Raw genomic sequence first — 14027 nt, 5'->3', positions numbered from 1 at the left:
GTTTTTGGCGCAAATAGATTCATTGCCGTGTGAGTGTGAAGCAAAAGCGTGGGTCTGCGAATCGATGCGTTTGTAGAAAGTGACTAAGAGCGGGAGAGTAATAAGACTGACAGGTCAATCCGGGTGCATGGCACCCGGTTAGTATTGATTAAGCGCGCCTCGGGTAGGCACCCAAGACGCAAATTTGCCAGCCGACGGCTAAATAGGGGTTGCGAACATTGACGCTATTAGGTCTATCAGGCAAGTTGCTTTTATTCGTAATAATCCCCTGGATTTGAGCCAGGTGTGCTTCTTCAAACGCCGAAGGGTTGAAGAACATGTCATATCCGGAGGCAATCAACCCTTTATCCGGTTCGGGTTCAGTTGCATTGCCGTCATTTTTTGCGATTGTCAGCTTGCCGTAATGTGTGTGCGCTGGCAGGTTGTTTCGGTTCAGTACTGTTTGTTCTAAACCGCCCATTTGCCCTGGCCTATATTGTGCCAGACCCGGGCCTGCACCATATCGTATCGGATTTCTGCCACGCAGGTCCGGGAGCGCAAAGGTGGTGCGACCATCACCACCATATCTGGTGCCTAATATAGTATATAGTGCCTGATTCTGGTTGATTGATATTAAAGTATTGTCGCACGGGCCGTAACCTTCTACAGTAAAGTCACCAGCAAAGGGCATCATATCACCCAGGTATGCTTCAACAGCCATATTTCTACCTCACAGTTAGATGTTGTTTAAATTAGTACTTCAGGTGTGTTCAACGCATGGCAGGCACCAGTCGACTCAACCCTATACGCTGCCTGTTGCCTATAATAAACTCATTGTCTGGCCCACCTCCCAAGGCAGGCTATGTGATGTTGCTTTTTAACCTTAGTAATTCGCATCAGGAGGTGAGCTCCCTGTGCGTTTTGGTTTCACCCGCCATTATGGACGGGATGGCCACAGTCCATTTATGCACACTTGCCAGTTAACTGTGGTAAATGGGCTGAGTATTTCAACCTCCTCACCTAAACCTGCCTCATCTAATGTGACTGATGCACTCTCTGACACTGTTTGCACCTGAATGTCTGGTCCCTTGATCTCCACCAGCTGCTCTGGGTCAAATGCATTGGGCTCAAAGAAACAGGGATCTTCCGGTGTGCCGAGGAAAGCACCTGTGCTCGGTCTAAAGTCAATGGCATCGTTAGTGGCCACAGACAGGGTGGCCTCAGCGGTACTTGATACGTTGACTGTAGCACTTGCCGTATGGGAGTGTGCAGGGAGATGTGCGGTCGTCAGCTGAACGGTTTCGCTACCACCCCAGCTACCTAAGCGGTAGACGGATAAGCCTTTCCCTTGCCCATAACTGATAGGGCTTCTTCCACGCAAGTCTGGTAGCGCAAAGGTGCTTCTTCCATCACCCCCATAGATTGTACCCATAATAGCAAACGTTGCTGAGTGTTGAGAGATTGACATGATTAGCCCGGTACACTCTGCGAATTGGCGTACCGCAAAGTTACTTGTAAACGGCATCATTTCACCGATAAATGCGCTGGCTGCCATAACATGCTCTCCCTAAATCATTGTTGTTAAATACTATATAGATTAATTGACGATACCTTATCCCTTTTCAGAAGTATATTACTTTGTATTACAACACATTTCGAAAACACCTGTGGCAGGTGTGTGCTGATAGGAACCGCACAAAAGAAGTGAGTGAGAAGAGCATTTATTTATTTTGAGCAATCAGCCTGCAACCTTGGCAAACTGCTCTAATCGTCAGTATAAAACAAAGCGACTTGATATTGTTTTGTATGTACACAATCAGACGGTCCGGCCTGTTAAGTCCATATTGACAGCGCAATGACAGATTTCTGTTGTTAACCGCGTTCCGGATAGAGGTTGTCTGTACAAATAAGCCAGTTTACTGTTTTATATGGAGTTTGGAAATTAACAGGTTTGCTCTGACCTGTTCGTTGGATTGCAACGTCAGCTGAGGCAGTAGAGTGAACATCCACATTCACTCCTCTGAGTCCAATTGGTACAACGGGGTCAGAGTCGTTTGGTACAACGTAGTTTTTATACTGTGGCCTGCCAAGGTAAACTTTGGTGTTGGGTATCCACGTGTTTGCAGCGTTGTCTGCAACCGCCATCGGAGCAACCGCTTGGCTATAGGTGTTCGGTATCTCCAGCGATGCGGCATGATTGTGCATAGGTAAAGCATATTCAGTGAGCGTTATAGAGTCAGCACCACCTTTCTGGCCGATTTTATAATCATATTTTAAATCTGGTGCCTTTCCACGGCCAGTAAGACGACGCCCGCGAAGATCTGGCACAGCAAAGCTGACCCGGCCGTCACCACCATAAAAGGTACCTATCAGTGAGTAAAGGGTCGAATATTTCGCTATGTCAAGTAGCTGGCCTTCACACGCTAAATAGCCCCTGACAACAAAATTACCGAGAAAGGGCATGAGTTCGCCCGTAAATGAATCTGATGACATAAAACAGTCCCTAGCGCTTTGAAATTAGATACTTACACCAGCATTTATCCTACATGCATGAATACCGCAAGTATATTACTTTGTATTACAGGGGATGAGGCACGCCAGGCATAGGCCTAAAGCTGATGCTTTTCTATGTCAATGGCCGCGATTCTGTACGCTGCTTTGAGCATCACAATGAGCGCAATCACATTAAATACCAGGCTGAAGATGGCTTCAAATGCCATAATGTCGATGTCAAAGGTACGAAGATATCGTGTGATTTGGTCAACAATTTCGACGGCAATACCGATGACAATCAGCATAAAGCCATAGTATTCAGAGGTGGCGTTCAGGGCGCTGTGCTGTTCAAGGGTTGGATCATTTTTACTTTCCAGCAAACGCTTTGAGAAGATTTTACGGCCATCCATAATTGCCCCAAACCCGATCAGCAAAATGGTAATGGTGGACTCGTTATCAATCACGCGCTGATAACCGTGTGTGTCCATATGCCCCAGTAAAAAACGCAGATCGTCTGCGGTAATACTGCCAACCAGCAGGCTGATAAGCACCAGTGGAAACAGTAAAAATCCTCGGTTGAGCACAACCGCATAAATAATTTGTCGGGTTTTGGTCATAAGTTTTATGTAATTCGTTCAAGCAATGGTGTTGAATTTGCCTGATGGGGCTCAGCGCCAAGCTTGGCGCTTAAGCCCGGAACAGTTACAACGCTTTGGCTGTCGTCAAAGCCAGCTGAGCCATCTGTGCAAAGGAAGACTGCCTGGCGTCACTGCTCAGGTGCGTGTCTAGGGTGATGTGATCGGCAACGGTTAAAATAGTCAGGGCCCTGGCACCATATTGTGCCGCGACGCCATATAAACCGGCCGCTTCCATTTCTACACCCAGGATCCCCATGTTATTCATCAGGTCAAACATTTCTGGCTGAGGAGTATAAAACAGGTCGGATGAAAATACATTGCCAACTTGCACTTTTAACGCCAGCTGTGCAGCGGTATTGACGCAAGTATTCAGCAGCTCAAAATTGGCAATGGCGGCAAAGTCATGATCTTTAAAGCGTATGCGATTTACCTTGGAGTCGGTACACGCGCCCATCGCAATAATAATATCGTGCAGTTTTACCTGTTCTGACACAGCACCACAGCTGCCCACCCGGATCAGATTTTTCACTTTATATTCAGTGATCAATTCTTTGGCATAAATGGAGCAGCTGGGGATCCCCATGCCGGTGCCCATCACAGACAGCCTGTGACCCTGAAAGAAACCGGTGTAGCCAAGCATATTGCGCACATTGTTGACTTCTTTCACGTCCGTGAGAAAGTGCTCAGCAATAAACTTAGCGCGCAGCGGATCGCCCGGCAGTAACACGGTATCGGCAAATGCATCGGCTGGCGCATTGATGTGAACGGTTTGGTGGGGGCTGCTCATCAGTAGTCTCCCGATAACGTTTTGGCAGAGCCTGTCAAAGTACTCAGCACATCGCTGAGTAAGCCCGAAGCGCCAAATCTAAAATGCTGTGAGTTGACCCAGTCGGGGCCCATAATTTGCCGGGCGGTGTCCAGATAAGCGCAGGCATCATTCACCGTACGTACGCCACCGGCGGCTTTAAAGCCAACGGCTTTGCCACTGTTTTTGATGGTATTGAGCATCACATGTGCGGCGTCTAATGTGGCATTAACCGCCACTTTGCCAGTGCTGGTTTTGATAAAGTCGGCACCCGCTGCTATGGCAATGTGCGACGCTTGTTCTATGAGTTGCGCGGTTTTTAACTCACCAGATTCTATGATGACTTTGAGCTGTGCCTCAGTGCCACATGCCGCTTTACATTGCTGAACCAGTTGCGCACCAACCTCGCTATTGCCAGCCATCAGTGCCCTGTAAGGAAACACCACGTCGACTTCGTCGGCACCGAGCATGACTGCCGCACGGGTTTGCTCAACTGCGCTGGCGATATCCTCTGAGCCATGGGGGAAGTTAGTGACCGTGGCAATCCTGATCCCCTCAGCCAGGTGCTGTTTGGCCAGAGGAATATGCTGAGGAAAAATGCAGATTGCGGCCACGGCGCCTGCCTCTGAGCTGGCCTGCTGGCAAAGCTGGATAATATCGTCGTCGCTTTCTGCGCCGGTCAGGCTGGTTAAATCCATACAATTGAGCGCCAGCTGAGCGGCCTGTTGGGGGGTTATTGATGACATAGGGAAACTCCTGATGTGCAGCCAGTATGGTGTGGTCTGGCTACTAAGAACCACTTACCCGACAATACGAAGAGGGCACAGTTCAGGCGTCGCTCACTCGTATTTTGGGAACTCGAGTGGACTTGGTTCCGTGAAGACTCGTCCCGGCGGGACACGCTAATTCCATTTAATCACCGACGTATTGTCTGTTAGTTGGTGACACTTTTCCAGTATAAAGAGCCTGTGTCTTGATATGGCGCAAGATAGTTTCCAGGCGGTCTGCATATTACGGCGCAACAGAACGATGTCCAGAAATGGCTTAAGCCGGCAATATCGCTAAGGCGAGTCAGTATGATGGGAGGTGGGTTGGGTGTACTTATTTAGGTCAATGGCGTCATGGCAAAGCCGATTGTACGGCGGCCACTCCCTGATAAAATATCTGCAAAAGCGTGAGTGCCAGTTTATTGAGTTACTAATAACGCACAATTGCTATTTGAGATACTAAAAACGCCTCATAGAGGCGTTTCATTAAGTTCTCTGTTTTTAAACACAGAGAGGTAGTTACAAAATATCACCACAGCCATTACGACCGCAAGTGTATGCTACACAGTGTGTTACACCATCTGCACTTAGTGAGGTATCATTACCACCACCGCCACCACCACAGCGATAAGAAGGGTAGCTGCTGTTAATGTCAGTACCACCAGCAATCTGAGGAGTCATGTTCGCTGGCAGGTTTGAATGGTCGGTAGACAGGGTTTTCATTTTCTTTTTGTTTAGTTTTAATTTCATAATCATTTCCTTGTAGATATTAAACTTTTTGTTATTTTCAAATGTACCAAATCACTTTGTACCCATTTAAGCTACAATAATTAGCGATTAAGTGCAAACTAAAAAGTAGAGTTAATTGTAGCATTGCAGAGGCACCAACCAGGCCTGGCAAAAAACTTCGCGTTCACACTCAAAATAAACACTTTAAATAAGAAATTTTGAACAGTTATCGGTGGGTTTTATTTGATGGGCTGGTTGCAGAGTGCAAACGGAGTTTTTCTGGGGGATTTGTCAGAGGGGAGTTGCATATAGCCACTGCACAGCAGTGACTATATGCAAGAAGGAAGTGACGAGTTTATCAGGTTCTGTGAACTCACCAACCCGATAACACAGTCTCAATCCTTTGCTGGATCCCGTTTGCGTCCAGCCCCATTTCAGCATGCATTTCATTTTGAGTACCATGCTTGATAAACTCATCGGGAATGCCCAAATGCAGAGTGGGTTTTAGTATATGCTTAGCGGCCAGATACTCACTGACGGCACTACCGGCACCGCCTGCGATGGCATTATCTTCCAGTGTGACTAGCAAGTCATGCTCGGCTGCTAGCTTTTCAATCATGGCGCCATCAAGTGGCTTCACAAAACGCATATCCACCAAACTGGCATCCAGCGCGTCTGCGACTGGTTTTGCATTGTGTAGCAAGGTACCAAAGTTAAGAATAGCGACCTTCTTACCTGAGCGCAGCTGGTTGGCTTTACCTACTTCCAGCTCGGTCATCTGTGCTTCAATCTCTGCTTCACCTGCAGAACCACGCGGGTAGCGCACTGCGGCAGGCTGTTGCAGACGATGGCCGGTGTAAAGCATCTGACGGCATTCGTTCAGGTCGCTCGGAGCCATAATCACCATGTTGGGAATACAGCGCATAAAGCTCAAATCGTATGCCCCCTGGTGCGTCTCGCCGTCGGCACCCACAATCCCGGCGCGATCAATGGCAAACAGCACCGGCAGGTTTTGTAGTGCGACATCGTGGATCAGCTGATCGTAACCACGTTGCAAAAAGCTAGAGTAGATAGCAACGACGGGGTTAAGACCTTCACAGGCAAACCCGGCGCCTAAGGTGACGGCATGTTGCTCTGCAATGGCCACATCAAAGTATTGATTAGGGTGTTCTTTAGAAAAACGCACCATGCCGGAGCCTTCACGCATGGCCGGGGTAATGGCCATTAGCTTGGCGTCCTGCTCTGCCATGTCACACAACCAGTCGCCGAACACTTTTGAGAAAGTCGGGGCACTGGGTTTGGACTTAGGCAGGCTATGAATACTGGGATCAAACTTAGGCACACCGTGGTAACCGATCGGATCGGCTTCCGCAGGTTGGTAACCTTTGCCTTTTTGCGTTTTAACGTGCAACAACTGCGGACCTTTTAGATTACGCATGTTTCTGAGCGTATCGACCAGCATATTCACGTCGTGGCCATCAATTGGGCCTATGTAGTTAAAGCCCAGCTCCTCGAAAAAGGTACCCGGTATCACCATGCCCTTGAGGTGTTCTTCAACTTTACTGGCCAGCTCTTTCACCGGCGGTACACCCGAGAGCAGCTTTTTACCGCCTTCGCGGATATTCGTGTAAAAGCTGCCGGATAAAATTCGTGCAAAGTGGTTGTTCAGCGCGCCGACGTTTTCAGAGATAGACATTTCATTGTCGTTGAGGATCACCAGCATGTCTGATTTCACATCACCGGCGTGGTTCATTGCCTCGAAAGCCATGCCTGCGGTCATCGCACCATCACCAATCACGGCAACGACTTTACGCCCCTGTTGCTCCTTTTCTGCGGCAATGGCCATGGCCAGCGCTGCTGAGATAGAGGTACTGGAGTGGCCAACACTGAAGGTGTCGTACTCGCTTTCTTCACGGAACGGGAAAGGGTGCAGACCATCTTTTTGTCGTATGGTATGCATCTTATCTCGGCGTCCGGTGAGGATTTTATGTGGGTAGGCCTGGTGGCCCACATCCCACACTAGCCGATCTGCCGGCGTATTGTAGACGTAGTGCAGTGCGACTGTCAGCTCAACAGTCCCAAGGCCCGAGGCCAGGTGGCCGCTACTTTGTGAAACTGAGTTGAGCAAATAGTCACGTAGCTCATTGCTGAACTCGGTCAGTTTGTGTTGTGGCAAAGTGCGCAGCTGCTCAGGCTGCTCTATCAATGCCAAAAGGGGATACTTGCTGTTATCAAGGCTCATATTGATTACGTTATCCTGGGCAGAGTTTGCTGACTTAGTTGTCATTGTTATCTGCCATTAAATTTATGAATTCTGTTCCAGGGCTCAGCCTATTTACAAGCCGCTTTCTAGGCGCTTGATTCGGCGTGCTCAGTGCAATGCACCACAGTATAACTTAACTAGTTATTAATTTAGCGACTTATCAGTCGATTGCTAGTCTGTGCAGTGTCATTAATGGTCTCTGGCGATGATATAGTCTGCCAGCAAAGCCAAGGTTTGTGTGTCTGCATTTATGTCTTGCAGTGCCCGCTTGGCGTCCTCTACGAGTGCCTGTGCTTTTTGCTTGGCGCCTGTTAATCCCAACAGTGCAGGATACGTAGATTTATTATGTTCCAGATCAGACCCCTGAGGTTTACCCAGTACTTCTGTGTTGCCTTCAATGTCGAGAATGTCGTCCTGAACCTGAAACGCCAGACCTATATTCTGGCCATAGTCACGTAATCGCTCCAGAGTAGTAAGCGAGACGTCGGGGGCACACAACGCGCCCAGTTCAATGGCACAGGTCAGCAGGGCGCCTGTTTTTAAGCGGTGGATCCGCTCGAGCTCAGCCAAACTCACCGACTTATCAGTCGCGGCCAAATCCAGCGCCTGACCACCCACCATGCCCTGTAATCCAGATGCTTTGGCCAGTGTTTTTATCATCGCAATCTGATTTGCTGTCGGCACCGAGAATGTGTGCGTAGACAACAACTCAAACGCCAAGGTTTGCAAGGCATCACCGGCTAAAATGGCTTGTGCTTCATCAAAGGCAATGTGACAAGTGGGCTTTCCTCTGCGCAGGTCGTCGTCGTCCATGGCGGGCAGATCGTCATGCACTAACGAGTAGCTATGAATGCACTCAACCGCCGCGGCAGCGATATCCAGGTCGCGCGATGAGGCGCCAAAAATTTGCCCCGTGGTGTAAACTAAAAATGGGCGTAACCGTTTGCCACCATTACTGATGCTATAGCGCGCCGCGGCAATGGCTGTCTCGTCACTGTCCAGTGTCTGGGCGAAATAGGTCGCCACAGTGTTTTCGACCTGCGCTCTGGCATGGGCAAGTTGTGCTTGTAAATCCACCGTTTATTCCAGCTCGTCCGTAAAGTCACTCAGTGGGCTTTGCTCGTCGTTACCGAGTAAAATCGCCACTTTCTGTTCTGCCTGTTGCAGCTTGTGGGAGGAGGCGTTAGCCAGCTTGATCCCACGTTCAAATTGTTTGAGGGATTGCTCCAGGGTCAATTCGCCCCGCTCCATACCCTGTACAATGCTTTCAAGCTCGTCAACGGCTTCTTCAAAGCTCATGTTTTCCGGTTTTTTTGTCGCCATGTGCAATATTCACTTTGAGCTAAATTAAAAAACGCCTAATTTTATGAGTATTACAGATTGAGGTCAAAGATCTCTCAGACTTTTTGCGTTATACAGTTCGGACGGCCTGTCAATGGTTTATGAATTCGCAATTTCAAGGCAATTTAATATAATTGAGTTAAGTTATTGCAAAACTGGCCGATAACTCTGTCGATAATAATAACTGCGTGATAGATAGCGGGTAAATTCCTTTGGAGGGTGTGTGGATTTAGCAACCGTGATTGGGATCTTAGGGGCCATAGGCTTGATTGTGATGTCCATGGTACTTAGTAGTGATGGCCAGGTCGCCATGTTTTACAACACTCCATCAGTGGTTATTGTGTTTGGTGGCTCGATCTTCATCGTGCTTTCTAACTTTACCATGAGCCAGTTTTTTGGCATTGGTAAGGTGGCCGGTAAGGCCTTTATGTTCAAGCTCGAAACCCCGGAAGAGTTGATTGAAAAAGCGGTTGAGCTTGCGGACTCTGCGCGTAAAGGCGGCTTTTTGGCCCTGGAAGAAGCGGAAATTCCCAACTCGTTCATGCGCAAAGGCGTAGATATGCTGGTGGATGGTCATGACGCGGATGTGGTTCGGGCGACCTTGCAAAAAGACATAGCGCTGACCTCAACGCGTCATGAAATGGGCGCAGGTTTGTTTAAATCCCTGGCAGACATTGCGCCTGCGATGGGGATGATTGGTACCCTGATCGGCTTGGTAGCTATGTTATCTAACATGGATGACCCCAAAGCGATTGGACCGGCGATGGCCGTTGCGCTATTGACCACGCTCTATGGGGCCTTTTTGGCCAACGTGGTAGCCATTCCTATTCAGGTTAAACTGGAGCTGCGCAAAGACGAGGAAGAGCGTAACCAGCGCTTGATCCTGGATGCCATTTTGGGGATTCAGGATGGCCAGAACCCGAAAGTGATTGAAGGCATTTTGAAAAACTACCTGCCTGAGTCCAAGCGCGGTGGTGAGGCCGAGGAGTAGTTATGTCAGACGAGAACGAATGCAAATGTCCTCCCCCGGGTCTGCCTGCCTGGATGGGAACTTTTGCTGATCTGATGTCACTGCTGATGTGTTTCTTCGTTCTGCTGCTGGCGTTTTCGGAAATGGATGTACTCAAGTTCAAGCAAATTGCGGGTTCAATGAAGTTCGCATTTGGTGTTCAGAATAAGATTGAAGTAAAAGACATTCCCAAAGGCACCAGTGTGATTGCAATGGAATTCACACCAGGTAAGCCCGAGCCGACTCCCATAGAAACCATTCAGCAACAGACCGTTGAAATGACCCAGCAGATGCTGGAGTTTCAGGCAGGTGACGAAAGCTCCGCAGGTGGACGACAAGAGCAGCGCGGTAACAAACGCGGTGGCGAATCGTCCAGTACAGCACAAGAGCAGTCGATGACTCAGGCAATTGCTGCGGCTGAACAGGAGCAGGTGAATGAGCTGGTGAAAAAAATTGCGCAACAGCTCGAAAAGCAAATTATGGATGGTGCTATTGAATTGGAATCGCTCGGTCAGCAAATCATCATACGAATTCAGGAAAATGGCTCTTTCCCGTCGGGCAGTGCATTTTTACAGCCTAAGTTTAAACCGGTGATCCAGGATATTGCTCAGCTACTCAAAGATGTACCGGGCGAAATAACCGTGTCCGGGCATACGGATGACTTTCAGTTTTCTAATGAGCTGTACAGCAATAACTGGGATCTGTCTGCTACCCGGGCGGTGGCGGTCGCGAGCGAAATGCAAACCGTTCCAGGGTTTGATAAAAATCGCATGGTGGTGGTTGGGCATGCAGATACCCGACCGCTGGTGCCTAATGAAACAGATGTAGACCGACGCCGTAACCGGCGTGTTGAAATATCGATTATGCAGGGCAAAGCCAAAGAATCTGACCCAATAAATGTCCGTGGAAACAACTAGAAGTATTGCGTGGTACCGATTCTTGGGCTAGGCTATTCAGCGGAATTTAATCTGATAATGTTAATGGAGAAAACAATGCTTAATAAATATGCTTATATGCCGGGTTCAAATGGTGGCGGTGACGATGGAAACGAGCAGCCGAAGTAAGGGCTAACGGTTTCAGATAACCATAATGACGAATATCGATATTAACAGTGACAGTTTAAAGCCACTTTTGGGTGCCATTTTTGACAGCCAGATGATGCTTGTCTCTCTGTCAGTTATCTTGTTTTATTTTCTGAAAGACAGGCTGGCGCTGCGATATTCGTTGTTGTGTTTCGCATTTTTTGTGAACGGGTATTTAACGCACGATCTCATTCTAGAGCTCGATACCCATATGGTATTTAGGTACATTTATTGGGCTGCTGCTGACATTCTCTTCATCGCCATCGTTGCTTATTGGGCTCTCAAAGACAAAATGTACATGTGGCAGAGTATTATTTGTCAGCTGGTTGTGATCCCTGCACCGCTATTACAGCTGTTCAGGCTGGTTGATAGACATCTGATGGAGCTGAGCTATTCAGGTTATTTTTATAAAACCATTTTGCCTTTAGTCAACTACGCGACCGTGTTTTTATGTTTTGCGCCATTGATATACCTTCTTGGCCGAAATGGCAGAAAACGCGCCTCTTCACAGCCCCCTCAGGACGTCAGTTAATTGCTTGAGCGTTAGTCCGTTTACTTAGGCAAATATCTGGTCTTCATTTTTCACGTTTGTGCACAATGTGTGCATCAAGCCTTTCACCTACTATCATATCTATCTCTAGCGTACCTGATAAACCAGCGTATCTGAACACTGGCTTATCTATACTTATCGTCCTGAACAATACCTGATATCAATCAGCGAATATCGATTTGGCTAATATTTAGTTCTGCACCTGTGGTGAGAACGCTCAGCTCCCCCGCGATTTTTACCGCAGTTTTAGCGCCTGTACTGTCTGGCAATGCTATGCTGGTTGCACCAAATTTGCACGACTCTAGTTTATCTGTGGTGGTCAGTGCCACACTCAGACACTGAGTAACCGCGTTATCTCCGGTGCCCTGAGTTTCACAGAAGCTGGGATTCAATGTATCTCTCTGGCTTTGTGCGACCTGAGCAAGAGAATAGGACAGTGCAAATCCATCTTGATCACAATTCAGTGTTAGCGGATTTTGATTGCTCTGTGCGGTTCCTAAAGTAAAGCGATTCTCGTCCTGGTTACGATACCAAATGGTCATTTCACTATCTGGTGTTGCGATCACGGTTTGCGCAGGCGCGCCCTGAGCACGCCAGTCATCCAGTGAGGTGAACTCCGGTAAACTCCCTGTGAATGTGAGGGCAGGGCTGTAATAATAGAGTTCACCCTGTTTAACTGAGCCATTGTCTGCTCCCATCCAGGTTTGAGCACCACTGGAGCCAAAGATATTTGCCGCCAGCAGACACAGAGTCGCATCTGAACTAAGTTCGTGAGACGCATTCAGAGAAAACTTATCAGCAAACATCATCAATTGCGGTTTTGACTGTAGCTGTGCGCCCTCTATTTGCCAAAATACGGCACTGCTTTCGAACTTATTAAGCGACCGCTGGGCATTAAAATCGTTACCGCAGCTTTGTACCAGGTTGCTGGTATCCTGGCTACTATTGTCCGTTGACGCGCCATCAGAACTATCAGGGTTGGCTTTCAAAGGCTCGCTATTTTCGCCACCACAGGCGACAAGCAATGCGGCTGGAAGAATAAGGGGGATCAGGTGCTTCATACGGTCCTTCTTAACTACGGCTGGAATGTCTTGGTGGGACATTATATCGCCAGCCGCGGTTAAATCGAGGCAAAAAATGTGGTTATTTGTTAAAGCGCTGGTATCACGCCGAGCATTTGCAAACATTGGGCTGAGATGATCAGGACCCCACACAGGCCGGCACACAATAGACCCAGGTTTCCGCCTACCACCTGATAGCCGTCAGCTGGCTGATTTGCGCTGTCCGCCTGGTGCGTTTTACGCTGTTGCCAGACCATAGCCACAGGCAGAAAAATGGCCAGCACCACGAGTGCAATGGCGGCATAGCCCAACGCCATGATAAATCCTTGCGGATAAAACAAGGCAAAGCCAAGCGGAGGTAAAAAAGTAATCAGTGCGGTGATGATACGCTCCGACACGGTATTACGCTTTTTAAATGCATCGGCAAAAAAGTCAAATAACCCCAGGCTGACACCCAAAAAGGAGGTCGCCAGTGCCAGGTCGGCAAACAGGGTAACGAAGGTACTGACCTGAGGACTATGGGCAATACTTGAGATGCTGTCGACAAACCCAGGTAAACCTTCGCTGTTTAGTAAGGCACTTTGTGCCATCACGCCCTGGCTGAGTAACTGCCAGCCAATGTAAATGACCAAAGGCAGTGAGGCACCCACTATCATTACTTTTCTCAGTGTACGAATATCAAGTCCGACATATTTTACGATAGAAGGGATCGAGCCATGAAAGCCAAATGAGGTAAAAATCACCGGCAGAGCAGAGACGATCAAGCCTTGCTCAATTGGCATATCCAGTAAATGCTGGCCACGTACATAAGGAGTCAGCACGAAAAACAAACTGGCCAGAACGACCAGTTTGATAGTGAACAATACCCGGTTGAGCTTATCCACGGTACTGGTGCCTAATGTCACGATTGTCGCAACCATAATAGCCAGAAGCACTGAGCCTGCTTGTGGAGCAATCTCCATGCTGGTGAGTGCTGTCAGCTTTTCTTGCAATTGGGCGCCGCCGCCGGCGATATAAGCCGCGCACAGGGCATAGAATAAAAACACCATGGAGAAGTTGGCAATATACTGCCCTTTCTTACCTAAAATACGTTTGGCCAGCGTGTTTAATGTGGCCTCTTTGCTGGCATATTGATGCAATTCCAGCATCAGTAAGGCGGTGTAAGTCATTAAGGCCCAGGTGGCCAGAATCAACAGTAATGCGGTGGTGAACCCCAGCCCTGCGGAGGCGATGGGTAATGCCAGCATACCTGCGCCAATGGTGGTGCCGGCGACAATTAACATGCTGCCGATAGTTTTGTTTTTTTGCAC

15 protein-coding genes are annotated in these 14027 nt (G+C 48.5%); 3 read left to right on the top strand and 12 right to left on the bottom strand.

Going from position 1 to position 14027, the window contains the following annotated elements:
- Positions 1–148 precede the first annotated feature (148 nt).
- The 10 genes from TW77_RS00165 to xseB all read right to left on the bottom strand — a co-directional run bounded on the left by TW77_RS00165 (position 149) and on the right by xseB (position 8997).
- A complete protein-coding gene (locus TW77_RS00165) occupies positions 149–700 on the bottom strand; it encodes a phage tail protein (protein ID WP_046002946.1) in 552 nt (183 codons plus the stop codon).
- A gap of 216 nt (positions 701–916) precedes the next feature.
- Positions 917–1534, bottom strand: coding sequence for a phage tail protein (locus TW77_RS24060; RefSeq protein ID WP_052712977.1), 618 nt, complete (start codon positions 1532–1534; stop codon positions 917–919).
- Between the two features lie 317 nt (positions 1535–1851).
- A complete protein-coding gene (locus TW77_RS00155) occupies positions 1852–2472 on the bottom strand; it encodes a phage tail protein (RefSeq protein ID WP_046002945.1) in 621 nt (206 codons plus the stop codon).
- 116 nt (positions 2473–2588) lie between these two features.
- On the bottom strand, positions 2589–3089 hold the full coding sequence (locus TW77_RS00150; RefSeq protein ID WP_046002944.1) for a hypothetical protein: 501 nt from the start codon (positions 3087–3089) through the stop codon (positions 2589–2591).
- 85 nt (positions 3090–3174) lie between these two features.
- A complete protein-coding gene (gene deoD, locus TW77_RS00145; protein ID WP_046002943.1) occupies positions 3175–3897 on the bottom strand; it encodes a purine-nucleoside phosphorylase in 723 nt (240 codons plus the stop codon).
- On the bottom strand, positions 3897–4661 hold the full coding sequence (deoC, locus tag TW77_RS00140; protein ID WP_046002942.1) for a deoxyribose-phosphate aldolase: 765 nt from the start codon (positions 4659–4661) through the stop codon (positions 3897–3899). Before deoC ends, deoD begins: the two co-directional genes overlap by 1 nt.
- 540 nt (positions 4662–5201) lie before the next feature.
- Complete coding sequence (locus TW77_RS00135; RefSeq protein ID WP_046002941.1) at positions 5202–5432, bottom strand: hypothetical protein; 231 nt, start codon at positions 5430–5432, stop codon at positions 5202–5204.
- Positions 5433–5784: 352 nt separating this feature from the next.
- Positions 5785–7653, bottom strand: a complete 1869-nt coding sequence (dxs, locus tag TW77_RS00130; protein ID WP_046003078.1) for a 1-deoxy-D-xylulose-5-phosphate synthase — start codon at positions 7651–7653, stop codon at positions 5785–5787.
- Positions 7654–7863: 210 nt separating this feature from the next.
- Positions 7864–8751, bottom strand: a complete 888-nt coding sequence (gene ispA, locus TW77_RS00125; protein WP_046002940.1) for a (2E,6E)-farnesyl diphosphate synthase — start codon at positions 8749–8751, stop codon at positions 7864–7866.
- 3 nt (positions 8752–8754) lie between these two features.
- Entirely contained in the window at positions 8755–8997 is a 243-nt protein-coding gene (gene xseB / locus TW77_RS00120) for an exodeoxyribonuclease VII small subunit (protein WP_046002939.1), read from the bottom strand.
- Positions 8998–9238: 241 nt separating this feature from the next.
- Here xseB and pomA point away from each other — a divergent pair, with 241 nt between their 5' ends.
- From pomA to TW77_RS00105, 3 genes are all read left to right on the top strand, one after another.
- The gene (pomA, locus tag TW77_RS00115; protein ID WP_010382858.1) at positions 9239–10006 is read left to right on the top strand and encodes a flagellar motor protein PomA; all 768 of its coding nucleotides are present in this window, start codon (positions 9239–9241) and stop codon (positions 10004–10006) included.
- Between the two features lie 2 nt (positions 10007–10008).
- A complete protein-coding gene (locus TW77_RS00110) occupies positions 10009–10941 on the top strand; it encodes a flagellar motor protein MotB (protein WP_046002938.1) in 933 nt (310 codons plus the stop codon).
- Positions 10942–11113: 172 nt separating this feature from the next.
- Positions 11114–11638, top strand: coding sequence for a hypothetical protein (locus TW77_RS00105; protein WP_046002937.1), 525 nt, complete (start codon positions 11114–11116; stop codon positions 11636–11638).
- A 182-nt stretch (positions 11639–11820) separates the two neighbouring features.
- On the opposite strand, the gene TW77_RS00100 is transcribed toward TW77_RS00105, so the two are convergent.
- The gene (locus TW77_RS00100) at positions 11821–12759 is read right to left on the bottom strand and encodes a hypothetical protein (protein ID WP_162197928.1); all 939 of its coding nucleotides are present in this window, start codon (positions 12757–12759) and stop codon (positions 11821–11823) included.
- 47 nt (positions 12760–12806) lie between these two features.
- Positions 12807–14027, bottom strand: coding sequence for an aromatic amino acid transport family protein (locus tag TW77_RS00095; RefSeq protein ID WP_046002935.1), 1221 nt, complete (start codon positions 14025–14027; stop codon positions 12807–12809).

Origin of the sequence: Pseudoalteromonas rubra, assembly GCF_000967655.1 — a bacterium.
Taxonomy (GTDB): Bacteria; Pseudomonadota; Gammaproteobacteria; order Enterobacterales; family Alteromonadaceae; genus Pseudoalteromonas; species Pseudoalteromonas rubra_A.
The sequence above is the reverse complement of the archived record's forward strand: the minus strand, read 5'-3'. Positions and strand labels throughout refer to the sequence as shown.